The following is a 23745-nucleotide window of genomic DNA, read 5'->3' as shown; positions in this document are numbered from 1 at the left end:
CACCGTACCGGGATGTCGCGACGCGCGGGAACCGCCCAGCGCCCGCTGTCATCGGCTTGATGCCATGTCGACACCACCACGTGACCTGGGGCGACACGCGAGGCCTCGCCGCAGCCGGACGGCCGTCCGCGGCGGCTCAGTCGCCGTCGTCGGGCCGGGCTCTGTGCTTCTCGCGCGGCTCCGTGCCGTCCTCCTCCAGGGCGCCGTCCTCCTGACGCTCCCGGCGCTCCCGGTACGCCTCCTCACCGGGGCCGGAGAATTCGCGGTTGCGTTCGACGGCGGTGATGGAGCCGGTGAACACGGAGGCACCCTCGCCGGCCTGCGTCAGCGGGGTCTCCTCCGTATGCTCCGACTCCGCGGCGTGCGAGGCATCCGCCCTTCCGGACGTCGCCCCGGTCGTCTCCCGGGTCGTCTCCTGTTCCGTCTCCTGTGCCGTCTCCTCAGCCTGGTGGCCGGCGGAGCCGTACCGGCGCAGGAGCTCCTGCTCCTCCGGGCTGAGCCGCCAGGCGCCGGCGTGATCCTCGGGGCGCCGCTCGGGGGCGCCGGGCACCACGGGCTGTTCGCGGGTGTCGCCGCGGCGGGCGCCGTCGTCGTCCCCCACCTGGTTGAACTGGCCCGTGCGCACATGGTGGGGCGCACCGTCGAGGGCCTCCTCGTGGGAGAGCAGCATGCGCTGGGTGGGCACCGAGTAAGGATGCTCGGCGCGCAGGTAGTTGACCAGGTCCTCCCGCACCAGGCAGCGCAGATCCCACAGCTCGCCGGAGTTGCGGGCCGAGACCACCACACGGGCCTTGACCATGCCGCCGGTGGCCTCGGTGACCTGCACCGAGTAGTCCTTGCCGTCCCACAGGTCGGTGGACTCCAGCAGGCGCTTCAGCCGGGCACGCAGCTGGTCCATCGGCACGCGCCAGTCGACGTCGAGCTCCACGGTGCCGAACAGCTCAGTGCCCACTCGGGTCCAGTTCTCGAACGGGGTGGCCACGAAGTAGCTGGAGGGGTAGATCACCCGGCGCTCGTCCCAGACCTTCAGCACCACCACCGACAGCGTGATGTCCTCAACGGTGGCGAAGGTGTCCTCCATGACGATGACGTCACCGACGCGGATCGAGTCGGTGAAGGCCAGCTGGATTCCGGCGAAGACGTTGCTCAGCGTGGACTGCATCGCCAGGCCGGCCACCACGGAGACCACACCTGCCGAGGCCAGCAGCCCGGCTCCGAGCGCCCGGACCTCCGGGATCATCAGCAGCACGGCGGTCACCGCGAGGGTGATGATCACCGCGGTGAGGATGCGGCGGATCAGTGAGACCTGCGTGCGCAGGCGGCGTCCCCGGCGGTCCTCCATCTCGCCGTCGCCGGCGTAACGGGCCAGGACCAGTGCCTCGACGATGCGCACCACACGCATGGCCCACCAGGCGATGCCTGCCACGATGAGGATGAACAGCACGAACGACACCGCCGGCTGCCAGGACTCCTCCGTGGCCGCTATCCGCACCGCCACCCGGGCGCCGAAGACCGTCAGCGTGAGGAACAGCGGCAGCCGGGTGCGGTTGATGGCCCGCGTGGCCTCCGGCGTGCGGCGGAAGATCTGCTTCATCACCACCGAGGAGGCCACGGTGATCGCCAGGGCCACCACCAGGGTGACGGCGACGCCGATGAAGATCCCCAGGATGGGTCCGGCGTCGGCCATCAGCGACTGGACCCCGTCCGGGACGTTGTCCTCGACGATGGTGTTCAGATCCTCGTCCGGTGTCGGCTCGAGCGTCTCTTCCGCAGTCACGGCACTCCTCGGGGCGTCGGATGGTGGGCGGTCGGCGACTGCCGGGCCGCGATCATCCAGCATGGTGTCACCGACACCTGGAGTGCAACCGGACGTGAGCCGGTGTGACTGCCTGCACGCCGTCGTCGTCCGCCGTCATCGTCATGAGATTCTGCGTGCTGCGGCTCCCCGGGGGAGAATGGGCGGAGAATCCGACCGGTCCCAAGGAGGAACATGCTCACCCTCAAGGATCTCCGTGGCAGCGCCGCGGACGTCAGCACCGTGCTGCCCCGCGCCGAGCAGGACATCTCGGCCACGGTCGAGACCGTGGCGCCGATCCTTGAGAAGGTCCGGCACGGGGGCGTCGAGGCGCTGACCGAGCTCTCCGAACGCTTCGACGGCGTCCGCCCGCCGGCGCTGCGGGTGCCGCAGTGGAAGCTCGAGGAGTCCCTCGACCACCTGGACGGCACCGTCCGCGCCGCCTTGGAGACGCTGATCTCCCGAGCCCGCGAGGTGCACTCCGCCCAGCTGCCGGCCGCCTCCATGGTCTCCCCCGGACCGGATGCTCGCGTCACCAACCGGTGGGTGCCGATCGAGCGGGTGGGCCTCTATGTGCCAGGCGGCCAGGCGGTGTACCCGTCGTCGGTGGTGATGAACGTGGTGCCCGCACAGGTCGCCGGCGTCCGCTCCCTGGCCATCGCCTCCCCGCCGCAGAAGGACTTCGGCGGCTACCCGCACCCGACCATCCTGGCCGCCGCCCACCTGCTGGGCGTCGAGGAGGTCTACGCCGTCGGCGGGGCCCAGGCCGTGGCAATGTTCGCCTACGGCGCGCGCGACGCCGCCGGGCACGTCGTGTGCCCGCCGGTGAAACTGATCACCGGTCCGGGGAACATCTTCGTCGCCACCGCCAAGCGAGCCGTGCAGGGCGTGGTCGGCATCGACGCCGAGGCCGGTCCCACCGAGATCATGGTGCTCGCCGATGAGTCCGCCGACCCCTCTCTGGTGGCCGCGGACCTGATCTCCCAGGCGGAGCATGACGAGCTCGCCGCCGCGGTGCTGGTCACCGACTCGATGACGTTCGCCGAGCGGGTGATGACTGCCGTCGAGGAGCAGGCCGCCCGCACGCCGCACGCTGACCGGGTGAAGCAGTCGCTGACCGGTTCCCAGTCGGCGGTGCTGGTGGTCGACTCCCTGGACGTGGCGGTGGACGTCGCCAACGCCTACGGAGCCGAGCACTTGGAGATCATGACCGGCGACGACGCCGCGCTGGCTGACCGGATCCACAACGCCGGTGCCGTGTTCCTGGGCGCCTACACTCCGGTGTCGCTGGGCGACTACTGCGCCGGATCCAACCACGTGCTGCCCACCGGCGGCGCCTCGGCCTACAGCTCGGGGCTCAATGTGACCAGCTTCCTGCGCTCCCAACAGGTCATCCACTACGGCAGGGACGGACTGGACCAGGTGGCAGGCCACGTCACCGCGCTGGCCGCGGCTGAGGGTCTGCCCGCCCACGGCGAGGCCGTGGAGGTCCGCTTCCGCTGACACCTCCGCATCGAGTGGCCACGAATCCCGGCATCTCGGACCCCTGACCGGCGTGTCATCGGGCAGATCCCGTGATTCGAGACCACTAGATGGTCGGGGCGACGCACTAGCCTGGTGCTGTGGATCTTGAGCAGCCGCTGACCGGCGGCAATGTCAGCGACGGCGTCGTCCGGATCGGTGACACGGTCCGCAAACCGTGGCGCTCTGCGACGGCGAGCGTCCACGCCTTCTTGACCCATCTGGGGAACCATGGCGTCGACGTGCCCCGGGTGCTGGGCCGGGACAGCAGAGGCCGCCAGATCCTGGAGTTCATCCCTGGTCCCACGGTCGAGGCTCGTCGACTCACCTCTGACGAGCTGCACAGAGTGGGCGCGTTGGTGCGGCGCATCCACGACGTCGCCGCACAGCACCGTCCTGCCGAGGGTGCGCCCTGGGAGAACGTCATCCCAGCCCGGGAGCACGAGCTGATCTGTCACAACGACCTCGCCCCCTGGAACCTGGTCATCGGCGAGCGCTTCGTGTTCATCGACTGGGACGGCGCAGGACCGAGCAGTCGGCTCTGGGACCTGGCCTACTCCGCACAGGCCTTCACCGCGAACGACCCTGCGGAGGATCCGGAGGCGGCGGCTGCCCGACTCGCCGCGTTCGTCGACGGATACGGCGCGGACTGCACGCTGCGATCCGCCCTCCCCGAAGCCATGGGCGACCGCACGGCGGCCATGCACCGGCTGCTGTGCGAGTCCTACGCAAGTGGCCGCGAGCCGTGGGGAAGCATGTACCTCACGGGCCACGGCGCGCATTGGTCCGCGGTGACCTCCTATGTGCGTGCGCACGAGCGGATCTGGCGTGAGGCGCTGCGGCCTCGCCGGTGACGACATGCCCTCACTGCATCGAGTGGCCACGAATCCCGGCATCTCGGGCTCCTGACCGGCGTGTCATCGGGCAGATCCCGTGATTCGTGGCCACTGGATGCAGGTCAATGAGATGTCAGGCCTTGGACTTCTGCTCGTCGGTCCCCTGCACTTCGGCGAGGATCTTCTCACGCCGGGTGCCTCGGGCCTTGCCCCAGATTCCCAGACTCACGAGGCCGACGATGATCAGGACCAGGACGAGAGAGAAGGGCCTGGTCACGAAGATCGTGAGGTCCCCGCCCGAGACCAGCAGGGCACGGCGGAAGTTCTCTTCGATGATCCCGCTGAGCACGAACGCCAGGACGAAGGCAGGGAGGGAGAAACCGAGGTTCCTCATGAAGTAGGCGATCACACCGACGGTGAGTGCGACCCACAGCTCGAAGCTCGAGGTGTTCGCCGCATAGACGCCGACGATCGAGATGAGCAGCACAGCGGGGATCAGCATCTCGCTGGGGATCTTCAGCACCCGCGAGAAGATGGGCGTCACCAGCTTCCCGGAGAAGAACATCGCCACCGAGGTGAGCAGGAAGCCGAAGAGGATTCCGTAGGTGAGGGTGGGTTCCTCAGCGAAGATGTTGGGGCCGGGCACGATGCCGTGCATGAGGAACGCCCCCATCACGATCGCGATGGCCGGAGACCCGGGGACCCCGAGAGTCAGGAGCGGCAGAAGTGAGCCGCCGACGGAGGAGTTGTTGGCTGACTCGGCACCGGCGATGCCCTCAGGACTCCCCTTGCCGAACCGGTCCGGGTTCCTGGAGAGCTTCTTCGCCAGGCTGTAGCCGAACCAGGATGCGGTCCCGGAGCCGGTGCCGGGGAAGATGCCGATCAGCGAGCCGATGACGCTTCCGCCCGTGGTCGCCTTGGCTGTGGTCCTCAGCTCCGCGAACGGGACCTCCGTCTTCACCGTCAGGGTGTCGGGTGCCGGCCGGCTCCCCTTGTCCCTGATCATGGTGATGACCTCGGAGAAGGCGAACATCCCGAGGATGATCGCCACGAGTGTGAATCCGCTGTAGAGCTCCATCTGGCCCCCGGTGAACCGTGGGTCCCCGGTGATGAGGTCCATGCCCACGGTGCCGACCATGAGCCCCAGGATCGCCGAGATGATGCTGCGGATCAGATCGTGGGAGCTGATCACTGCCACGGCGAGGATGCCCAACATGCCGAGCAGGAAGTACTCCGGATAGCTGAGGGTCATCGCGAAGGCCGCGATCGGCACTGCGAGGAACAGCAGCGCGAGACCACCGACGAGTCCGCCGATCGTGCTCGCCCACAGCGAGTATCCCAAGGCTTTGCCCGGCATCCCGCTCTGTGCCATCGGATGCCCGTCGAGGATCGTCGCCACATTCGACGGCGAACCGGGGATCCCCAGGATGATGCTGGAGATCGACCCGCCGTACTCGCTCGACTGATACACGGCCAGCAGCAGGAGCACCGCAGGCAGTGGCGGCAGGAGGAACGAGATGGGCAGGAAGAGGACCAGCACCACCATCGCTCCGACACCCGGGATGGCACCGAAGAACATGCCGGCCAGGGAGCCGACCAGGATGGCGACGATGTTGAGCGGATCGAAGAGGACCGAGACGTCGAATTCCGTCAAGCCCATGTGTACACGTCCTTTCGGGGCGGCGAGGCGGCCGTCATGTCAGGGAGATCCCGAACGTGGCATCGAAGATGAGGTAGACCAGTCCGGTGAGCAGGACGGCGACCAGCCCGAGCCTGGCGATCGCCGGCAGCAGCGGGGTTCCTCTCTTCAGGGTCAGCACCAGGGAGACCGCCAGGAAGAACAGGACGGTGAACAGGTAGAACAGCGGCTCGATCATGCTCCAGAGCAGGAGGTAGGCGGCCGTCAGCCCGATGACCAGGATCACCCGGCGGGTGTTCCTTGCCGGGAACGCCTCCCTGTTGGACGTCCTGAACAGCGTCTGGACCAGACTCACCGTGATGAACAGCAGCAGTGCGCACCCCAGGATCGTGGGGAAGAAGCCGGGGTTCAGGTAGTAGTCCGGCTCCCCGGCCTCCAGGAAGCTCGTTGCGCTGACGAGGTACCAGACTCCCGCGGCTGCGAGACCGAGCAGCACGATCAGCTCAACCGATCTGACCTTCATGGATCACCGTCCTTGGTCGAGGAGAGGCAGGATGGGGGTCAGTCCTCATATGCCGAGTAGGTCTCGTAGGTGGCGTCGATCAGCTCCTGGAACTCCTCCGGTCCGGCATAGTCGATGGAGAGGTTCAGGTTCTGTGCGGCCTCCTCGTAGCCCGGCGTCTCCAGCGCCTCCTGGAAGACATTGTGCAGAGCCTCGATGACCTCCGGATCGGTGCCCTCGGGCGCCGCCACTCCCCGCCAGGAACTGTGCATGGTGTCCAGCCCCTCCTCGCTCGCCGTGGGGACGTCCGGGAGGCCCTCCAGCCGCTCGTCGTCGAACACCAGGATCGGCTTGAGACTGCCCTCGTCGATGGCGGACTGGGCCTCCGTGAGGCCTCCTGCGACGGCACCGTCGATGTGCCCGCCCTGGGCCTGCAGCAGGGCGTCGGCCGTGCCGTCGTGCGGCACCGTGGTGGTCTCGATCCCTGCGGCGGTCGCAAGGTCGCGACTGGTGAAGGCTGTCGTGGTCTCGGCCCCGGAGACGCCGATGCTGACCCGTCCGGGGTTCTCTTCGGCGTGCTCGACGAAGGAGGCGAAGTCGTCGAAGGGAGCGTCAGCGTTGACGAGCAGCACGTGCGGCTCACTGTTGATCAGGATGACCGGCTCGAAGGACTCGTGGGTGTAGGGCACGTTGTTGAACATCGGATTGGTGATGATCGACGGCGTGACCAGCAGCAGGGTGTGCCCATCCGGGTCCGCCTGGGCCCCCTCGGCCTGACCCACGGAGCCCGAGCCGCCGTCGATGTTCTCGATGACGAAGTCGTAGTCCTCGGCCACAGTCTCTGTGTGTTCGGCCAGCATGCGGGCCAGCGAGTCGTTCGCCCCTCCGGCGGCGAAGGCTGTGATGAAGGTGATGGTCTCGTCGGGGAAGCTCTCGGCGTCCCCTCCGTCAGCCTGTCCGCCGCAGGCGGTCAGGGCCAGGGCCGGCAGGGCCAGCAGTCCGGTGATGAGTGTCGTGCGGCTGTGGGTCTTCTTCATGGTTCCTCCCAAGTGGTGGAATGACGTCGTCGTGGTCTAGGTGGTGCTTCGGATGGATTCGCGCCGCGCGGATTCCTCGGCCAGGACTGCTTCGGCGGCCTCTGCTGCGGCGGTGGCCTCCTCCGGGGGCAGGAAGAGGATGCCCTCGGCATCGGCGACCACGATGTCACCGGGGTTGCATACAGCATGACCCACGGCGACAGGGCGCCCGAGCCGGGCGGGTCCTGATTTGTAGGGACCGGCAGCAGAGACGCCGGCCGCCCAAACAGGCAGGCCCACCTCGGCGATGCCGGCGGCATCACGGACTGGGGCGTCGAGGATCATCCCTGCCACCCCGGCCTTCTTCGCCCGCTCAGCGATCAGATCTCCGATCAGGGCACGTTCGCGGCCCCGCTCCCCGGAGACCACGAGGATCTGCCCGGGCTTCACCCGGGCCAGGGCCTGATGGATGGCGAAGTTGTCGCCGGCCTGGGTCTGGACCGTCAGCGCCGGGCCCGCGATCTGCGGGCAGTCCCACACCGGACGCAGGTCCGCACCGACGAACCCCAGACGGTCGCTGCCGTCCCCGAGGGCCGCGGTGGGCGTACGCCGCAGGACCTCGAGAGCCGGTGAGACGTCCTCGGCCCGTCGGGCCAGCAGCAGGTGCCGTTCCCGTGCGCCCCAGGTCATCGGCCAGGTGCCCTCCAGGTCCTGGATGAGCTCAAGGCTGTCGGCCAGCTCCTGGCTGCGCCGACGAGCATGGATCCGAATGCCGCTGTCCAGACGGTCCACTGTGGACTCGCCGCCGACCAGCGCCTCGGCCATCTGCTGGCGCACCCACTGCTCGTCACCTGCGCCGGCCGCGGCCTCCAGGGACTCCTGGACCAGCGCGCTGAGCCCTTTCATGAAGATGCTGCGCAGCAGCTTCCGCCGGGAGGCATCTCCCACCTGGGCGCCGAGGATCTCGGTGCGCGTGCCGACCCTGCTGAGCTGCTGTTCGACCTCACCGCTGGAAGCTCCCGAGAGGAGGACCTGCACGGTGGCGCCGAAGGCACGCACCGAGCCGATGACTGCCCCGTCGACGACCTGCGCGGCACCTTCAAGGACCGTCTCGACGGACTTCTTCACCTCCGGCGAGGAGGCGTTGAGATCCAGGTACAGCACACCAGGAGACAGAGCGGCCCGACACTGCTCCGCCGCCGCGACGGCGAAGCGCGCGGTGGTCAGCGACAGCACCATCTCCGCCTCCGCCACGGCCTCGGCCGCTGTGTCAGCACGGACGACGCCGTCGGGAGTCCTGGCCGGACCAGGATCGAATCCCACGACGTGGTCTCCCGCCTGAGCGAAGGCCCGGGCGAAGACCTGACCCGCCTCACCGAGCCCGAGAACTGCTACAGTCATCAATGCCTCTCACTGAGTGATAGTTGCTCTCATCTTATGAGTGTGCTTACCATCACATGGCATCGAGTGTGTTGTCAACCACCCCTCCATCAGGAGGCACACTCGTGGAGAATGAAGGGGCGCATCGGTCAAGACGACAGGAGAGACATGAACGCGTCGGGCAACAAGGGACGCACGCTCGAGCGTGCGTTCGACGTGCTGCGAGCTCTGGAGAATGCGCGGTCACCGATCCGGCTCAGCGAGGTCTCCCGCGAGACGGGCCTGCACATCGCGACCGCTCAGCGGATCATGGCCACATTGGTGGGGAGCGGCTACGCCCAGACCTCGGAGAACGGCTACACGCTCGGCCCCGTGGCGCTGGCTCAGGCTCACGCCTTCGTGCTGCAGGACCCCCTGGTCAAGGCCGCACGCCCCGTCCTGACCGAGCTCTCGGACTCGACCGGCCTGACGGCATCGATCTTCGTGCGCTCCGGCTTCGACCGGATCCTGACGGCACGCGTGGAGGCGCCGGAGCCGATGCGCTACCAGTTCCCGATCGGCCGGCGCCTCCCCCTGGACGTCGGGGCCGGCAAGCCGCTGCTCGCGCACCTCACAGATGAGGAACTCCAGGAGTACCTCGAGGACTACCCCGGAGTGCGGCTCGCCTCAGGGGAGCACCAGACGTCCGAGAGCCTGCGCGCGGAGCTGAGCGAGATCCGGGAGTCCGGGTACCACCTGGGCGTTTCCGAACGCGTGCTCGGCACGGTGAGCGTCGCCGCTGTGGTGCGCAGTGCTCGCGGCGAGGCAGCAGGCGTCCTGAACATCGTCGCCCACGACGACACTGTCAGCGTGGACACGCTGCGCCGCAGGATCCCCGAGGTGCTGCGAGCGGCCGAGCTCATCGGACAGCAGATCTGACGTCAGTGGCCACGAATCCCGGCTTCTCCCTCATGACACGCGGTCGATGAGGGCGAGAAGCCGGGATTCGTGGCCACTGGATGAAGGGAGGGTCAGGCCTCCTCGGCGCCTGCAAGCGCCTGAGCACAGACGACGGCGGCGGCCGCGGACCAGGCCTGCGGCCGGCACGCCGCGGGGTAGGGCACCGGCGCGCCGACGTCGGCCACCGGGTCGCCGCTCTGGAGCTCCGGCACCCGGTAGGCGAAGCCCTCAGCGGCGTCGAGCATCTGCTCGGCGATCCGCGCGGCAGGCCCGGTCAACCCGGCCCGGAGCATACCGTGGACGATGATCGCCGTGTCATGCATCCACACGCTGCCTCCGTGATAGGAGAGCGGCCAGTAGCCGGCCGCCTCGGTGGACATGGTGCGCACGCCGTACCCACTGGACATCGACTCCCCGAGCAGCAGCTCGGCGATCTGCGCTTCCTGCTCAGGATCCAGGATCCCGGTGCCGATGAGATGCCCGATGTTCGAGGTCAGGGTGTCCACAGGGCGCTTATGCCGGTCCAGGGCGATCGCCGGATACCGACCCTCCTCGGTCTCCACCCAGAAGTGCCGGTGGAAGCGCTCACGGAGCTCGGCCGCCCATCGGCGCAGGGACTCCAGCGAGAGGTCGACGTCGTCATCTCCTTCCCTGACATCGCTGCCGTTCGGGGCCTCCTCGCCGAGGACCTCCAGGATCTCCGCCCCGACCAACACCGCCTCGTAGGCGTACCCCTGGACCTCGCAGAGCGCGATCGGCCCCTCGGCGAGTCTGCCGTCGCGCCACTGGATGGAGTCCCCGGAGTCCTTCCATCCCTGATTGGCCAGACCATGTCCCGTCCGGTCGATGTAGTCGAGGAAGCCGTCGCCGTCGCCGTGCACCAGGATCCAGCGCAGGGCCGCACGCAGGGCCGGACGCAGTCCGCGGAGCTCCTCGAGGGTCAGGTGCTCCCGGGCTTCGGCCAGAAGACAGATCCACAGCGGGGTGGAGTCCACGCTGCCGTAGTACAGCGGGGGCAGCTCAATAGCCTCCCCGGGGATGCTCAACGTGCCGGAGCGTAGCTCATGGAGGATCTTCCCGGGCTCCCGAGCAGCCTCGGCGTCGTCGTCCGTGGACTGAAGACGCGCCAGCGTGCGCAGCGTGGGCGCCGCCGATCCCGGAACCACCGGAAGCGCGAGCCGAGAGGCCCATAGTGAGTCCCGCCCGAAGAGGGTGAAGAACCACGGGGCTCCTGCGGCGTAGAAGCCGTCCTGCGGGCTCTCCGGCAGCGCCAGGCGCAGCGCGTCCAGGTCAGCCACCGCACGATGCAGCCACCGGCCGGCGCGCGGGTCGGCAGGCAGCGGCTGCTCGGCCACGGCGGTGGGCAGGTCATCGGATGGAGCCCTGACCACCAGACCGGGGTCCTCCATGCTGATCCGCAGCGTGGACTCCCAGCGCCCCCGCGGCGCCAGCGTGACCGTCCAGGAGCAGTGGACGGACCCGTCGACGACGAACAGAGCAGCACCGTCGGCCTCCAGACGCAGACGGCGTGCACCGCTGGTGACGACGATCCCCCCGTCCTGCTGCTCGATGCTCAACGCCTCGTCGGCGGCGACACCGGCTTTGACGTCATGCATGCTGGCGAACTCGGGCACCAGCATGGCGCCCAAGCGCACCGTGACTTCCTCGGACACTGCAGAGCTCAGCCGCCAGGTCTCCGTCATCACCCCAGGGCTGACCTGCCGGTCACGACGGAGCCTCACCTTGGGGTCTGGAGTGGGATCATCCACCTCCCGCAGCAGCGCCTGGAAGGTCAGCTCATCCGGGCCTTCCACGGACCGTGAGATGGTCTCCACCTGGCTGTCCGGGCAGAGCAGACTCATCCGGCGCACATGCCGAACGTCCCCATGGAAGATGCCCTCGACGGCAGAGCCGCCGATGTCGCCGTCGGCCCCGGACCACACCTGGGTCGGAGCGCGGAAGGCGACGAGCGCATCGCTGAGCAACGGCTGCAGCGGGGCATTGGGTGTTTCAGTCATTCTTTGACGGCTCCTTCGGTGGAGTTCATGATGCGGCGCTGGAAGATGAAGAACATGACGGCCACCGGAATGGTCATGATCACCGCGGCGGCCAACTTGATGGGGTACTCGCTGCCTTGGCTCAGCTGTCCGCTGGCCAGGGACGCCACTCCCTTGGTGAGCGTGGTCAGCTCCGGAGACTGCGTGGCCACGATGAAATGGCTCAGTTCGTTCCAGGAGCCCTGGAACGACAGGATCACGATGGTGATCAGCGCCGGCCGCGCCATGGGCAGCACCACCGACCAGAAGGTACGGAAGATGCCGGCACCGTCGATCCGCGCCTGCTCTTCCACAGACCGGGGGATGGACTCGAAGAAGTTCTTCATGATGAAGACCCCGGCGGCGTCCACCAGCAGAGGCAGCACCATGCCCGCGTATGAGTCGTAGATGCCCAGTGAGTTGATCACCAGGAACTTCGGGATCAGCAGCACCACGGCAGGCACGGACATCACCGCCACCAGGGCCGCGAAGATGACGGCCCGGCCTCGGAATCGCAGCCTGGCCAGGGCATACCCGGCCAGGGAGCAGAAGAAGACCCGGCCCAGGGTGACCAGCAGGGTCACCACGGCGGAGTTCATGAACCACACCGGGAAGTCCGAGTGCAGGAACAGCCGCTCATAGGCCTGCCAGGTGAACGCCTGCGGCACCAGGGAGACCGGCTGTGCGGCGGCGTCCGGGTCGGTCTTGAACGAGGTCGCCAGCTGCACCAGAAAGGGATAGATGTAGACCAGAGCCAGGACACACAGGACCCCGTAGAGTCCGATCTGTCCCCAGGCAGGCCTCCCTCGGTGACGGAGCGCGACGGCGGTCATCCGCGTCCTCCCTTCGGCTGCGCGGACAGCGAGTCCTGGTCTGCGGGCAGCATCCGGCGTCGGCCGGAGATGGGCCGGTCCCGGAGGATCCAGCGCTGCAGCAGGGTCATCGCCACGATGATGAGGAAGAGGATGAACGCAATGGCCGCACCCTGCCCCCATTCCTGCGAGATGAAGGCCGATTGGTAGCTCAGGTAGGCCGGGGTGAGGGTGGTCTTGCCGGGGCCTCCCTGGGTTCCTGTGTAGATCTGGTCGAACACCTGCCAGCATCCGATGAGACCAAGGGTCAGCACCGTGAACAGCACGGGCTTCAGCTGAGGCAGCGTGACATGCCAGAACCGCTGCCAGATTCCGGCACCGTCCATGACGGCGGCTTCGTCCACGTCCTGGCCGAGGTTCTGCAGTCCGGCCAGGAACAGCAGCATGAAGGTGCCGCTGGTGGTGAAGATCGCCATCAGGATGAAGGCGCTCATCGCGAAGGACGGTCCGGCCAGCCACTCCCACCAGGAGACGCTGAGGAAGCTGTTCTCTGTGAGCACCTCGGGCCCGCGGTCGACCCCGATCCCACGCAGCGCCGCGTGCACTACGCCGGTCGGGTCATTGAACCAGTTGGGGCCCGCGACGCCGATCCAGGACAGGATGCGGTTCACTGCGCCCGAGGAGGAGAACAGAAACAGCCACAGCACGGTGATCGCCACCGAGCTGGTCACCGAAGGGAAGTAGAACGCGGTGCGGAAGAAGCCGCGGCCGCGGAGCACCGCGCGGTTGACCAGCACCGCCAGGAACAGCGAGAGCGCGGTCTGCAATGGGATGACCAGCACGGCATACCAGGCGTTGTTGCGCATGGCGAGCCCGAAGTCCCGCTCCGCCAGACCGCCTCCGGTGGTGACGGCCTCGTAGTTCTCGGCCCCGACCAGTCCCACGTCGGCCGAGAAGGGCGAGCCTCGGCCGGTCCAGTCGGAGAACGAGACCCAGAGCGCCATGACCACCGGAACCAGCAGGAACAGCCCCAGGATGATGATCACCGGCAGGGTGAACAGCCACCCCGCGGCCGCCTCTCCACGGCCGACTCCGGCCCGCGTGACAGTGCTCATCTGGTCCTCACTCGGTGATCGGCTCAAGGTTCGCCTGCACCGAGTCCAGCAGTGACTCGGCATCGGCGGAGTCGAGGTCTTCCAGCTGGGAGTTGAGGTCGGCGATCACGTCGGCCGCGCCGGCCTGGTGCGGTGGGAACTGGGCGTACTCGGCACCGTCGAGGAACGCGGTCAGCTCGGGATTCTCCTCCGACCACTGAGCCGCGGCCGACTCCACCGAGGGCATCGGGCCGAAGCGCTCGGAGAACTCGAGCTGCTGCTCGGTGCTGGTCAGATGCTCCACCAGGTCAAGGGCGGCCTCCTGGTTGGGGCTGTCAGCGGCCATGCCCCAGCAGTTGGTGAACTGCAGGGTCCCCGGCCCCGCGGGACCGCCAGGAAGCTCCGCCACGGTGTAGTCGAGGTCCGGGAAGTCATTGGCCAGCGCCCCGGTGATCCAGTTCCCCTCGATCACCATCGCAGCGTCCTCCGTGCCGAAGGCCTCGCCGCCCCACCCGGCACCGATGTCCGATGAGAAGGCGAAGGAGCCCGCATCGAGCTGTTCCTGGACGTACTCCAGCGCTTCGACGTTCTCAGCACTGTCGGCGACGGCAGCGCCGTCTTCGACCAGGGCGCCGCCGGCCTGGGCCATGAAGACCCCCAGCCGCTGGTACTCGGGGCTGAAGGTCAGGCCGACCTGGTCCTCGGTGGTGAGCTGCTCGGCGACGCCGGCGAGCTCCTCCCAGGTCGCCGGGACGTCGTCGTCGGTCAGGCCGGCGTCGGACCACAGGGTGTCGTTGATGATCAGCGCCAGGGTGGAGAAGTCCTTGGGCGCGCAATGGAACTGATCCTCCACGGTGAAATTCTCGACCAGGCTCGGGTAGAAGTCGTCCCGATTCTCCAGGTGGTCGCCGTAGGGCTGCAGGCTGCCGTTGGCGGCATAACCGGCGATCGCATCGGTGGAGAGGTAGAACAGGTCCGCCGGATCCCCCGAGGCGAATCCCTGGGACAGCTGCTGGGTGAGGTCGTTGGCGATCTGCACGGACGCCTCCAGTCCGGACTCCTCGGACCACGCGGCGACGGCGTCCTCGACGGCGGCGGTCTCGGAGTCCCCGGAGGATCCGATCAGCACGGTCAGAGGGTCTGCCCCGGACGTGAAGTCGCCGGCGTCGTCCCCAGCAGCGGGACCGTCGTCGAATCCACTGCCGCAGGCGGTGAGCGCGAGGGCCGTGGCGCCGAGGATGACGCCGCCGCGCAGGGCGCAGCGGGTGCGACGGGCCGTAGGGAAGCGGGGTGCAGTCTGAGGCTGCCTCATGGGGATCGTCTCCTTCAGGCGCATGCGGTACGGTGACCATGCGCCATTTTTTGAACGTTCAAAGGCTGGCGTGACGTAGATTACTCAGCACGTTTGGCGGAAGTCAAGACGTCTTCCGCATGCTGTGTAGGATGACGCGCATCACCGGCATGCCACCCCGAACGCACGGGCAGCGATCAAAGGAGGACCCATGGCGCGCACCCCCACGGTGGAGGACGTCGCCCGCGCCGCGGGCGTATCCCGGCAGACGGTGTCGAACGTCCTGAACAACCCCGGGATCGTCCGGCGGAGCACCCAGGAGAAGGTCCTCAACGCCGTCAAGGAGCTGGGCTACCGTCCGCACACCGCTGCCCGACAACTGCGCACCCGCCGCTCCTCCGCCATCGGCGTGCATCTCGACCCCTACCGCGGTGGGATCTCCGGGGTCATGCTGGACCGTTTCGTCCATGCGCTCACCGAACGTGCCACCGCCCGGGCCATGCGAGTGCTGGTCTACACCGCCCGGGACGTAGACGAGGAGATCCGCCGGATCGAGGACCTCGTCGACGGAGGAGAGATCGACGCCGTCGTCCTCTCCGGAACGCGGCATCAGGACCCCCGCACCACCTGGCTGCATGCCCATGGCATCCCCTTCGCGAGCTTCGGCCGCCCCTGGGGTGCGACCCGCGACGCCGCCGGCATGGACGCCCATCCGTGGGTGGATGTGGACTCCGCGGTCGGTACCGAGCTGGCCACCCGTCACGCCCTGGAGAACGGCGCTCGACGTATCACGTTCCTCGGATGGCCCGCCGGTTCCGGCACCGGCGACGATCGGGAACGGGGCTGGCTGCGCGCACTGGAGGAAGCCGGCGGCGTGGCCCCTGGAGAGCGGCTCGCCGTGGACGACGACGTCACCGCTGCCCGCCTGGCGGTGGCGGCAGTCCTGGCCGGGGACGGCACCGACGCCGTCGTCTGCGCCTCCGACGTGCTGGCTATCGGCGCGCACCTTGCCGGGCTGGATGCGGGACGGCCAGAGCTTCTCATCTATGGCTTCGACAACACACCGACGGCCGACGCGCTGGGGATCAGCAGCGTGGAGCAGCAGCCCGAGCGTGTGGCCTCCGCCGTCCTGGATCAGCTCATGGGCCCGGACGGCACCTCAGTGCGCCCGCAGACCGAGCTCTCCGAAGGGCGACACGTCCTGGTCGTTCCGGAGCTGGTGGTGCGCTCACCCTGACACGACGACGGCGCCGGCACGGCTCTTCCCGCGAACTGAAGAGCTGTGCCGGCGCCGTACGCCGTCATGCAGGACTGTGGTCAGCGACGCACAGGATTCCCTGCTCCGGCTGCGGCACGCGAAGTGCCGCAGCCGGAGCAGGGGATGCCGCGGAGGGCAGACGATGTCGCTGAGAACTCAGCGGTCCCAGCGTACACCGTCAGCACTCTCAGGCGTGAGAGAGGTAGCCGGTGTTCACCCAGCCGGTGAGCGCCTCACCGTCGTCGGTGAACCGCACGTGGATCCAGTCCCCGTCGGTGCCGAGCTGTTCGACGTCGGCGCCGCGCGGGATCTGAGCCAGTTTCTCGCTGGAAGAGTCGGCCTCCTCGCGCAGTGGGACGCTGAAGCTGGCGTTCCAGATGTTCGCGGAGCTGGAGGCGGTGCGGGCGTTGCTGCCCATCTCGTAGTTCTCGACGCCGCCCGGGTCGCCGGAGAGCCCCAGTTTGGCCTTGCAGCCGGGCCAGGCGTCCCAGCCCTGGATCTTCCAGAGCTCGTAGCCGCGGGCGATCTGCTCATACTTGGAGGCCTGGTGCGGGGACCCGGTGCCGCCCACCCATTCCCAGGACTGCTGGGAGAACTGGATGCCGCCCAGGTAGCCGTTGCCGGTGTTGATGCTCCAGTCACCGGAGGATTCGCACATCGCCAAGCGGTCCCAGACCGAGTTGTACGAGGGCGACCCCGAAGGCTGCGGCTCGGGCTCAGGCTCAGGCTCGGGCTCAGGCTCAGGCTCAGGCTCAGGCTCAGGCTCCGGCTCCGGCGTCAGCTCGTCGACGCGAGCCTGCAGGGCGGCGTGGTCGAGCACACCGGATGAGTCGGTGAAGGAGTCGTCCCCGATCAACGTCTGGAAGAGACTCTGCAGGTCCTCCCCCTCAAGTTCCGCCAGCTGCTCGACGAGGCCGCGAGTTCCGGGCTGGTAGTCGTCCAGGGTGTGGCCGGCCACCACAGACTCAGGCTCGTCTTCGGGCTCAGGCTCAGGCTCCGGCTCCGGCTCCGGCTCCGGGACGTCAGGCGTCTCGAGATCCTCCTGCGGGTCAGATGCCGACGTCTCGTCGGGGCTGACCTCCGCGGGCACGTCGCGGACCGACTCTTCGGTCTCCGCATAGGCCGGAAGTGCGCTCAGCGGCGCGCTCAGGCCGACCACCACGGCAGCAGCAAGACCGGCTCGCACGCCGGCAGGACGATTCATCGGTGTCATCAAGCATCCCCTCGGTCCCGGGAGAGCGCCACCACCGAACCATCCGGCTGCCGCACCCACATCGTCCCCCCTGGGGACACCCCGATCACTCTGTCAGTCTCTGAATACACGTGCTGGTCCAGCACGATATGACGCCCACTGTCGGTCTCCACCACCGCCGCGGGCCCCAAGGCCACGGTGAAGTCGGCTCCATCCCAGGCCGCCTCCAACTCGCCAGACGTCAAAGACACAGCATAATTCTCGATGATGGCCAGGTCCATACCCCGCCCGACCTCCCAGGCCGGCGCCTCGGAGGCCGGGGTCGGCGTCTCGAGCACGGCACGGGCCGCCCCGTCGTCGAGATCGTGGACCACGTAGTAGCCCTGGTCCTCGGCAGTCCAGTACGACAGCCCCTGCCCGTGCCCCACGGCCAGGTGCTTGGTGAAGGTGAACCCTTCCTCCGGCGTCTCCAGGGTCAGTGCCGTCGACTCCTCGCCCTCTGACCACGGGATACGCACGATCTCCGGTTCACCGGGTCGGGCCTGGATGATCCCGGCCCGGTCGGCCGCTCCGGTGATCAGCTCGGGATTGACCTCCAGGAGCTCCGGCTCCTCCGAGCCCAGCTCGAGCAAGTGGACGCCGTCCTGGTCATGCAGCAGCGGGATCTCCCCCATTGCCGTGACCTCCGACCCCTCAGGAATCTCCCACCTCTGCTCATCCCCTGCGGCGGTCACCACGGTGAACTCACCGTCGGTACGGACGCCCACGGCGTCGACGGCGGCCTCGGTCTCCCCTGGCAGCCGCAGTTCGGTGGTCCACTGCAGCTCGGAGTCCAGCTCGATCTCCGCCACCGGCTCGCCGGTCAGCCCAGCACGCAGCACCAGGGTCTCGCCCTCGCCGGCCACGCTGAGAACGCCCGCCGAGAACACCGAGAGCTGACCGGCCTCCGACGGCGGCAGGTCCCACAGCCGCAGGGAGTACTCGTCCCGAAGATCGATCCCTGCCTCCACGAGCTCAGGGGAGGCGGTCGCCGGAGAGTCTCCCCGTGCGTCGTCCTCCCCTGTCACGGCGTACCAGGCGAGGCCGCCGACCAGCACCGCCACCACCGCTCCCAGCACCGCAGCCCGCCGACGACGACGCTTCCGCCGCTGCCGGTCCTGGGCACGGCGCGCACTGCGGGTGAGCGCTTCGAACTCACCGGTGTCCAGGGAAGGCTCACCCTCAACAGCCCCGGCCACAACAGGAGCGGAGTCCGAGCCGACCTCGTCGGCGCGGCTCGCGTGCCCTGCCGCCTGATGCTCAGCCGTGCCGTCTGACTCCGGCTCCTCCTGGGGCAGCCCGGCGGACCGGATGTGCTCCGCCAGTGCTGCGGGTGCGGGCGCAGCACGGCCGTCGGTGTCCAGGGTGAAGACGGTCGGTCGCAGGCCCAGCAGATCCCCGACGACTTCGGCGGGCCGCCCGCTGGCGCGGATCACCGACGCGAGTTCCTCGCCCAGCTCCGCGACATCGACCGGGCGCGGCCCCTCTCCCGGGACCGTCATCGTCCAATCCGTGTAGGAGAGTGTGAAGTCCACGGCCTGACGAGGAGGCCGTTCGCACCGCTCCGGATCGATGTACTCCAGCGTCCAGCACCCGGACTCGACGACGTCGGCGGCGCCCGGACCCGCGTCGAGCCCGATGACCGGAGACAGGTGCCCGTGATGACCGCGACGCACCGCGGCCAGCGCGGAGGCAAGGTCCGCATGCCGCGTCCGCTGACCGTCCCGATCAGCGAGGTCCACGGCGGCGTCAAGACGCACCGGAATCAGCAGGGGCGAGCTGCTCTCAGCGTCCGCCCCGTTCCCCTCAATCCGTTCTGGATCGCCTGCCACCTCAGCCTCTTTCTCGCCGCACCGCAGCGGTGATCGTTCTGAAGCCTCACCCTCGAGGCTGTGCTCACCGTTCTACCAGCTGGACCTGCCGGGCCACCAGAGATCCACGGACCTTCTCCCGAGGTGAGACGCCTCAGCCTGCTGGCGCCTCACCGCCCGCGTCGCTCCCCCTCAGACGGATTCGGAGGCCCGCCGACGTCGGCGGTAGTCCCACGTCACCGCCGCCAGCAGCGGACCCCAGGCGACCAGGGGCAGGTAGAGGAACCCGACGGCAGTGTGCCAGCGCGGATCCACCCCGCTGGACACGGGCTCCACGGCCCACCACCAGAACAGCTGCGCCCAGAGCAGGGTGAGCAGCACCGCGCCGATCGAGGCCACCACGACCACGGGACGCACGGGGACGACCCGCCCACCCAGCTGCGGCACCCAGCCCGGCACGGTCTGACCCCAGGAGCGCACCAGGCCGAGGCTGAGAGCCGCCGTCGCGGTGGTCAGCAGCGACAAGGCGATCAGGGCTGGCCCGTCCTGGTCCCACCGCGCGCTGGCATAGCCCCACGGAAGGCCCAGCGCGTTGCCGAGCCTCCATAGACCGCTGGGAAGCGTGGTGAGCACGGTGCCCCAGGCAGCCCAGACCGCCCAGCGCGGCGCGGGCACGGCCCCGCCCGCGGAGCACGTGGAGCCCGTGGAGCCCGAACTCATCGGCCAGGTCCCTCGGTGGGCTCGCTGCCGGTCGGCACCGCAAGAGTCCGGGGCTCCCTCCAGGACCAGTCCCAGTCCGCCTCGGTGATCTGCCTCAGGACGCGCGCCGGGGTCCCGCCGACCACCGTCAGCGGTGGCACGTGGGCGTGGACCACCGCACCGGCGGCGACCACGGACCCGGCCCCGACCCTGACGCCGGGGAGGATGACGGCATGGGCCCCCACCCAGACGTCGTCCTCGATGATCACGGGTGCGGAGAACTGGGTGCCGTCCCGGCGCAGCTCCGGGTGGACAGGGTGTCCGGTGGAGGTGATGGTGACCCTGGGGGCGAGCATCACGCGGTCGCCGATGTGGACCTCGCTGTCGTCGACGAGAGTGAGCCCGGTGTTGACGAAGACGTCGTCGCCGAAGAACGTGTGCGCGCCGTAGGAGACCACGACATCAGGCTCCACCCACAGGTCGCGGCCCGCGCGACCGAACAGCTTCCCGAGCAGCTCGGCCCGCCGGGAGGCCTCTCGCGGACCCGTGGCGTTGTACTCGCCGGCGAGCTCCTTCCCCCTCATGCGGGCCTCCTCCAGGCCGTCGAGGCCGGGCGCCGCATCGGTGTAGAGCTCCTGGGCGGCGATACGACGACGGACCTCACGCTCGCGGGGGTCCAAGCCGATGTCGGCGCCCGGGACGTTGCGGAGTTCACGGCGATGGTGGGATGCGGTGGGGGTCGTCTCCATGGACCCATCCTGCCTCACGACCTCGTGAGTGAGATGTGAGTGAGATGTGAGCACCCCCTGGGAGAGTCGTCAGCGTCGACATAGTCGGCCATGCCGAGGGGCGCGGCCTCACGGGCGTCCGGACGACATGCGTCCGGGCATCTGCCACCTCACCGCGCCCCTCGGTCCAGACCGCGACGCCAGGACCCGAGAGGAGGAGCCATGCTCGAATTTCTCACCACGGTGATGAACTTCATGAACATCATGTACATCCTGTGAGCCGCATACACGGCCACGTGATCACAGAGGTGGACGTCCCGCCCCTGGGCATCTGCTCAGGGATCTCTCCCGTGGGACGGACGCAGTAGCCGATCGGGGCTGGTGACGCCGCATGCGTCGCCAGCCCCGTGGCATGACTGTCAGGCGGCGGCGGCGAGGTCCCGTCACGCCCCGGAGGGCCCTTCGAGGGCGGATCACTCGACGACGAGCGTGGCGGTCATGAACGGATGCGGGGTGCAGTGCAGGCTGTAGTCGCCCGGCTCCTCGGGGGCGGCGAAGGTCACGGTCTCACCGGCGCCCACCGCGACGTCGAAGATCCCGGACTCATCGGAGGTCACGGTGTGGGCCTCACCGTCATGGTTGGTCACGGTGATCTCCGCCCCGGGAGCCACGGTGTCCGGGACATCGAACTCGTGGTCGGTGATGGTCAGGTGGACCGGTGTCGCCGCGCTGTCACCGTCGTCGGCACCGTCTGTCTCTTCCTCGGCCTCTCGAGGGGCGCCGTAGCCCGGCCGGGGGCTGTCGGCCTCCTCCTCAGTACCGTGGTCATCGGTCGGCTCATCGCCCTGACAGCCGACGAGCAGGAGCCCCGCGGCGGCCAGGACTGCCAGGGTGGTGCTCGTCCGGCGCCTGCCGGGCTGTGCAGGAGTTCTCCTCAGGTGTGGTCTCATACCGACGATACGTCTGGAAGCCGCAGAGGGATTGGTCGGTCACAGGCGGGAGGAGGCCCACCGCTGCCCGTCCTGGTCGATGAGCAGGACCTCCACCACGCCGGGGTCGCGGTCGGCGACGACCCACGTGCCGCCGCCCTCACCCAGCGGCCACTCGCCGACCTCCTGCACGGTGCCGTCGGCCAGCCTGACCAGGCATGTGACGGCCCGGCCCTCCGGGGCCGCGACCACGTCGATCACCAGCACCGCCCCAGACTCTCCGTAGGCGCGGGAGACCTCACCCACCGGATCGGCGTCATCCTCGTCGGCAGCGACGAGAGGGATCCCCGCTGCGTCTTCCGGTCCCGCCGGTGGCTGCCCGCCGAGCACTCCCCACATGATCCCCGCCCCGATGGTCAGGCCCGTCACCGCTGCCGCGGAGGACAGCAGGGCCTTGCGCAGGCGACCGGTGGGCCCGGGGGCAGGCGCCGCCGTCGGGAAGGACGACGGCGGCTCCACGCCCAGACCGGCCAACACGCGTGACTCCAGCCCCGGCGCGGGGCCCGCCCGCGGCGCCGCCGGCAGGACCGCTTCCACGGCGTCCAGGAGTTCGGCGACGGTGCGGCGGCAGCTCGGGCATTGCGACACGTGGTCCACCAGCGATGCCGTGGGCTCGGGGTCTCCGGTGCCCAGCGCGACGTCCGTCAGCAGGTGCGGGTCGGGGTGGGCATCAGGCATGATCCGCCTCCTTCCGGTCCCGCAGGCGGCGCAGCCCGTCGCGGATGCGCGTCTTGGCGGTGCCCAGCGGGATCCCCTCCCGGTCAGCGACCTCGGCGGCGGTGCAGCCGCCGAACACTGCCAGCACCACCGCCCGCGCCTGGGGAGGTGACAGGCTGTGCAGCCTCCGGAGGGCCCGCTCCGACTCGATGCGGTTGAGCGCCGTCTCCTCCTGTTCCGGCACCGCCGTCAGCGTGTCCTGCACCAGCCGGTCCAGGATCTCGTCCTCCACCGGGGTGACCCGTCGGGCACGCACGGCGTCGATGGCGGCGTTGCGGGAGATCGTCAGAAGCCAGGTCAGCACGGAGGCGCGCCGCAGGTCATAGGTGCCCGCGGCCCGCGAGGCACGCAGGAACACCTCCTGGCTGACGTCCTCGGCGAGGGCCGGGTCGCGGGTCATGCTGACCGCCATGCCGAACACCGCACGCTGGAACCGGCGCACGAAGGCCGTGGCCGCAGCGGCGTCTCCCACTGCGAGGCCCGCCAGCAATGCGGCGTCGTCCGCCCGGTCCGCCCGGGACAAGCCCTCCATAGTCCATGGTACGAGTCACAGCCGCCGGGAGATGGGTCAGCTCGGGCGACCCCGGGGGCGGTCTGCGGGGCTCAGTCCAGTGTGACGCCGGTGTGCTGGGCCAGCGCGGCCAACAGCTGCCCCTGGAACTGCTCATCGTGGACGGCGGCATGGGGCTCTTCGCGACGCCGGTGGTGCCAATACCCGCCGACGCCGGCGGCGGCGTCGTCGGTGACGGCCAGCCATTCCTGGGTCCGAGTTCCTTCCCGGAGGTCCCCGGTGGCCGAGGCGCCGCCCATGCGGGTCGGCACCCAGCCGGGGTCCACCGCGTGTGAGACGGTCTCCGGCCATCGGCGCTCGACGGCGGCGGCCAGAGCGGTGGCCATCAGCTTGGTGTCCGCATAGGTGGCAGTCTCCTGCTCTCCGGCCCAGTCGAGTCCCTCCAGGGTCGGGTGGCCGCCGTGGTGAAGACCGCTGGAGAGGATGATCAGGCGCCGGGGACGGGGCAGCAGCGCCGTGAGCAGATAGGGGGCCACCACATTGACCGGCAGCAGGTGCGCACCACGGAGGACGCCGGCGTTGTGGATGACCGCATCGAAGCCACCGAGCTCCTCCGCCTGGGCGGCGATGTCCCGGACCTGCTCCCTGTCGGCGAGGTCGCCGACCACGGCGGAGGCGCCGTCGTCCACCAGCGGCCGCAGGGAGGCGAGACGGTGGTCGTCGCGGGCGTGGACCGTGACGTGGTGTCCTGCCGCCTGCAGGTGCTCCGCGGCGATGCGACCGAGTCCGTCGGTGGATCCGGTGATGAGGATGCGTGCCATGGGCCGGTCCTTCCGGTGTGCTCGCAGGATAGTCAGCGGCACCTCGCCTGCGCGAGGTTTCGGCGTCGCCGGCTGTCCCACCCCTCAGCGCTGGACACCGGGCCCTGGTCCTGGCCCTG

The 23745-nt window shown here is 69.0% G+C and carries 21 protein-coding genes; 4 read left to right on the top strand and 17 right to left on the bottom strand.

Annotation, left to right across the window (positions count from 1 at the left end):
* Nucleotides 1-136: 136 nt before the first annotated feature.
* The gene (locus SD455_RS05570; RefSeq protein ID WP_445507476.1) at nucleotides 137-1777 is read right to left on the bottom strand and encodes a mechanosensitive ion channel family protein; all 1641 of its coding nucleotides are present in this window, start codon (nucleotides 1775-1777) and stop codon (nucleotides 137-139) included.
* Nucleotides 1778-1990: 213 nt separating this feature from the next.
* Here SD455_RS05570 and hisD point away from each other — a divergent pair, with 213 nt between their 5' ends.
* Together hisD and SD455_RS05560 are read left to right on the top strand one after the other, a co-directional pair.
* Nucleotides 1991-3298 carry a histidinol dehydrogenase gene (gene hisD, locus SD455_RS05565; protein ID WP_311025224.1) on the top strand — a complete coding sequence of 436 codons (1308 nt, stop codon included), beginning with the start codon at nucleotides 1991-1993 and terminating at the stop codon, nucleotides 3296-3298.
* Nucleotides 3299-3417: 119 nt separating this feature from the next.
* Nucleotides 3418-4170 carry a phosphotransferase gene (locus tag SD455_RS05560; protein ID WP_445507475.1) on the top strand — a complete coding sequence of 251 codons (753 nt, stop codon included), beginning with the start codon at nucleotides 3418-3420 and terminating at the stop codon, nucleotides 4168-4170.
* 115 nt (nucleotides 4171-4285) lie between these two features.
* Here SD455_RS05560 and SD455_RS05555 read toward each other — a convergent pair whose 3' ends face one another.
* Genes SD455_RS05555 through SD455_RS05540 form a run of 4 tightly spaced genes read right to left on the bottom strand, consistent with a single transcriptional unit; the run spans nucleotide 4286 to nucleotide 8710 of the window.
* Nucleotides 4286-5812, bottom strand: a complete 1527-nt coding sequence (locus SD455_RS05555) for a tripartite tricarboxylate transporter permease (RefSeq protein ID WP_445507474.1) — start codon at nucleotides 5810-5812, stop codon at nucleotides 4286-4288.
* A gap of 34 nt (nucleotides 5813-5846) precedes the next feature.
* Complete coding sequence (locus SD455_RS05550) at nucleotides 5847-6314, bottom strand: tripartite tricarboxylate transporter TctB family protein (RefSeq protein ID WP_070159207.1); 468 nt, start codon at nucleotides 6312-6314, stop codon at nucleotides 5847-5849.
* A gap of 38 nt (nucleotides 6315-6352) precedes the next feature.
* A complete protein-coding gene (locus SD455_RS05545) occupies nucleotides 6353-7330 on the bottom strand; it encodes a tripartite tricarboxylate transporter substrate binding protein (protein WP_445507473.1) in 978 nt (325 codons plus the stop codon).
* Nucleotides 7331-7366: 36 nt separating this feature from the next.
* The gene (locus SD455_RS05540; protein WP_070159210.1) at nucleotides 7367-8710 is read right to left on the bottom strand and encodes an NAD(P)-binding domain-containing protein; all 1344 of its coding nucleotides are present in this window, start codon (nucleotides 8708-8710) and stop codon (nucleotides 7367-7369) included.
* Nucleotides 8711-8857: 147 nt separating this feature from the next.
* Here SD455_RS05540 and SD455_RS05535 point away from each other — a divergent pair, with 147 nt between their 5' ends.
* Nucleotides 8858-9607, top strand: coding sequence for an IclR family transcriptional regulator (locus SD455_RS05535; protein WP_070159211.1), 750 nt, complete (start codon nucleotides 8858-8860; stop codon nucleotides 9605-9607).
* A gap of 92 nt (nucleotides 9608-9699) precedes the next feature.
* On the opposite strand, the gene SD455_RS05530 is transcribed toward SD455_RS05535, so the two are convergent.
* Genes SD455_RS05530 through SD455_RS05515 form a run of 4 tightly spaced genes read right to left on the bottom strand, consistent with a single transcriptional unit; the run spans nucleotide 9700 to nucleotide 14882 of the window.
* Nucleotides 9700-11646 (bottom strand): glycogen debranching N-terminal domain-containing protein, encoded by a 1947-nt coding sequence (locus SD455_RS05530; protein WP_085437348.1) that lies wholly within the window; start codon nucleotides 11644-11646, stop codon nucleotides 9700-9702.
* Nucleotides 11643-12497, bottom strand: a complete 855-nt coding sequence (locus tag SD455_RS05525) for a carbohydrate ABC transporter permease (RefSeq protein WP_070158754.1) — start codon at nucleotides 12495-12497, stop codon at nucleotides 11643-11645. The genes SD455_RS05530 and SD455_RS05525 overlap by 4 nt, the downstream gene beginning before the upstream one ends.
* Nucleotides 12494-13591 carry a carbohydrate ABC transporter permease gene (locus tag SD455_RS05520; RefSeq protein ID WP_070158755.1) on the bottom strand — a complete coding sequence of 366 codons (1098 nt, stop codon included), beginning with the start codon at nucleotides 13589-13591 and terminating at the stop codon, nucleotides 12494-12496. Before SD455_RS05520 ends, SD455_RS05525 begins: the two co-directional genes overlap by 4 nt.
* Nucleotides 13592-13598: 7 nt before the next feature.
* Nucleotides 13599-14882 (bottom strand): sugar ABC transporter substrate-binding protein, encoded by a 1284-nt coding sequence (locus SD455_RS05515; protein ID WP_070158756.1) that lies wholly within the window; start codon nucleotides 14880-14882, stop codon nucleotides 13599-13601.
* Between the two features lie 190 nt (nucleotides 14883-15072).
* Here SD455_RS05515 and SD455_RS05510 point away from each other — a divergent pair, with 190 nt between their 5' ends.
* Nucleotides 15073-16098, top strand: coding sequence for a LacI family DNA-binding transcriptional regulator (locus tag SD455_RS05510; RefSeq protein ID WP_070158757.1), 1026 nt, complete (start codon nucleotides 15073-15075; stop codon nucleotides 16096-16098).
* A 208-nt stretch (nucleotides 16099-16306) separates the two neighbouring features.
* On the opposite strand, the gene SD455_RS05505 is transcribed toward SD455_RS05510, so the two are convergent.
* The 8 genes from SD455_RS05505 to SD455_RS05470 form a co-directional block, all read right to left on the bottom strand.
* The gene (locus SD455_RS05505; protein ID WP_445507472.1) at nucleotides 16307-17332 is read right to left on the bottom strand and encodes a transglycosylase family protein; all 1026 of its coding nucleotides are present in this window, start codon (nucleotides 17330-17332) and stop codon (nucleotides 16307-16309) included.
* Nucleotides 17332-19182, bottom strand: coding sequence for a hypothetical protein (locus SD455_RS05500; protein ID WP_445507471.1), 1851 nt, complete (start codon nucleotides 19180-19182; stop codon nucleotides 17332-17334). The genes SD455_RS05505 and SD455_RS05500 overlap by 1 nt, the downstream gene beginning before the upstream one ends.
* Before the next feature lie 171 nt (nucleotides 19183-19353).
* Nucleotides 19354-19881 carry a hypothetical protein gene (locus SD455_RS05495; protein ID WP_445507470.1) on the bottom strand — a complete coding sequence of 176 codons (528 nt, stop codon included), beginning with the start codon at nucleotides 19879-19881 and terminating at the stop codon, nucleotides 19354-19356.
* A complete protein-coding gene (locus SD455_RS05490) occupies nucleotides 19878-20609 on the bottom strand; it encodes a DapH/DapD/GlmU-related protein (RefSeq protein ID WP_445507469.1) in 732 nt (243 codons plus the stop codon). The genes SD455_RS05495 and SD455_RS05490 overlap by 4 nt, the downstream gene beginning before the upstream one ends.
* A 452-nt stretch (nucleotides 20610-21061) precedes the next feature.
* Entirely contained in the window at nucleotides 21062-21538 is a 477-nt protein-coding gene (locus SD455_RS05485) for a cupredoxin domain-containing protein (protein WP_445507468.1), read from the bottom strand.
* A gap of 39 nt (nucleotides 21539-21577) precedes the next feature.
* Nucleotides 21578-22255, bottom strand: a complete 678-nt coding sequence (locus tag SD455_RS05480; RefSeq protein WP_445507467.1) for a hypothetical protein — start codon at nucleotides 22253-22255, stop codon at nucleotides 21578-21580.
* Nucleotides 22248-22826: an RNA polymerase sigma factor gene (locus SD455_RS05475; protein ID WP_445507466.1), complete on the bottom strand. Its 579-nt coding sequence runs from the start codon at nucleotides 22824-22826 to the stop codon at nucleotides 22248-22250. Before SD455_RS05475 ends, SD455_RS05480 begins: the two co-directional genes overlap by 8 nt.
* 71 nt (nucleotides 22827-22897) lie before the next feature.
* Nucleotides 22898-23626: an SDR family NAD(P)-dependent oxidoreductase gene (locus SD455_RS05470; protein ID WP_445507465.1), complete on the bottom strand. Its 729-nt coding sequence runs from the start codon at nucleotides 23624-23626 to the stop codon at nucleotides 22898-22900.
* Between the last annotated feature and the right edge of the window lie 119 nt (nucleotides 23627-23745).

It is taken from the genome of Nesterenkonia sp. K-15-9-6, from assembly GCF_052656005.1.
Note: the sequence above shows the minus strand (reverse complement) of the source record. Positions and strands in the feature narration are given on the sequence as shown.

Excerpts from the sequence above, each read along its gene's own strand:
- hisD (WP_311025224.1), top strand. The coding sequence starts at position 1,991 with ATGCTCACCCTCAAGGATCTCCGTGGCAGCGCCGCGGACGTCAGCACC.
- SD455_RS05555 (WP_445507474.1), bottom strand. The coding sequence starts at position 5,812 with ATGGGCTTGACGGAATTCGACGTCTCGGTCCTCTTCGATCCGCTCAAC.
- SD455_RS05550 (WP_070159207.1), bottom strand. The coding sequence starts at position 6,314 with ATGAAGGTCAGATCGGTTGAGCTGATCGTGCTGCTCGGTCTCGCAGCC.
- SD455_RS05545 (WP_445507473.1), bottom strand. The coding sequence starts at position 7,330 with ATGAAGAAGACCCACAGCCGCACGACACTCATCACCGGACTGCTGGCC.
- SD455_RS05540 (WP_070159210.1), bottom strand. The coding sequence starts at position 8,710 with ATGACTGTAGCAGTTCTCGGGCTCGGTGAGGCGGGTCAGGTCTTCGCC.
- SD455_RS05535 (WP_070159211.1), top strand. The coding sequence starts at position 8,858 with ATGAACGCGTCGGGCAACAAGGGACGCACGCTCGAGCGTGCGTTCGAC.
- SD455_RS05530 (WP_085437348.1), bottom strand. The coding sequence starts at position 11,646 with ATGACTGAAACACCCAATGCCCCGCTGCAGCCGTTGCTCAGCGATGCG.
- SD455_RS05525 (WP_070158754.1), bottom strand. The coding sequence starts at position 12,497 with ATGACCGCCGTCGCGCTCCGTCACCGAGGGAGGCCTGCCTGGGGACAG.
- SD455_RS05520 (WP_070158755.1), bottom strand. The coding sequence starts at position 13,591 with ATGAGCACTGTCACGCGGGCCGGAGTCGGCCGTGGAGAGGCGGCCGCG.
- SD455_RS05515 (WP_070158756.1), bottom strand. The coding sequence starts at position 14,882 with ATGAGGCAGCCTCAGACTGCACCCCGCTTCCCTACGGCCCGTCGCACC.
- SD455_RS05510 (WP_070158757.1), top strand. The coding sequence starts at position 15,073 with ATGGCGCGCACCCCCACGGTGGAGGACGTCGCCCGCGCCGCGGGCGTA.
- SD455_RS05505 (WP_445507472.1), bottom strand. The coding sequence starts at position 17,332 with ATGACACCGATGAATCGTCCTGCCGGCGTGCGAGCCGGTCTTGCTGCT.
- SD455_RS05495 (WP_445507470.1), bottom strand. The coding sequence starts at position 19,881 with ATGAGTTCGGGCTCCACGGGCTCCACGTGCTCCGCGGGCGGGGCCGTG.
- SD455_RS05490 (WP_445507469.1), bottom strand. The coding sequence starts at position 20,609 with ATGGAGACGACCCCCACCGCATCCCACCATCGCCGTGAACTCCGCAAC.
- SD455_RS05485 (WP_445507468.1), bottom strand. The coding sequence starts at position 21,538 with ATGAGACCACACCTGAGGAGAACTCCTGCACAGCCCGGCAGGCGCCGG.
- SD455_RS05480 (WP_445507467.1), bottom strand. The coding sequence starts at position 22,255 with ATGCCTGATGCCCACCCCGACCCGCACCTGCTGACGGACGTCGCGCTG.
- SD455_RS05475 (WP_445507466.1), bottom strand. The coding sequence starts at position 22,826 with ATGGAGGGCTTGTCCCGGGCGGACCGGGCGGACGACGCCGCATTGCTG.
- SD455_RS05470 (WP_445507465.1), bottom strand. The coding sequence starts at position 23,626 with ATGGCACGCATCCTCATCACCGGATCCACCGACGGACTCGGTCGCATC.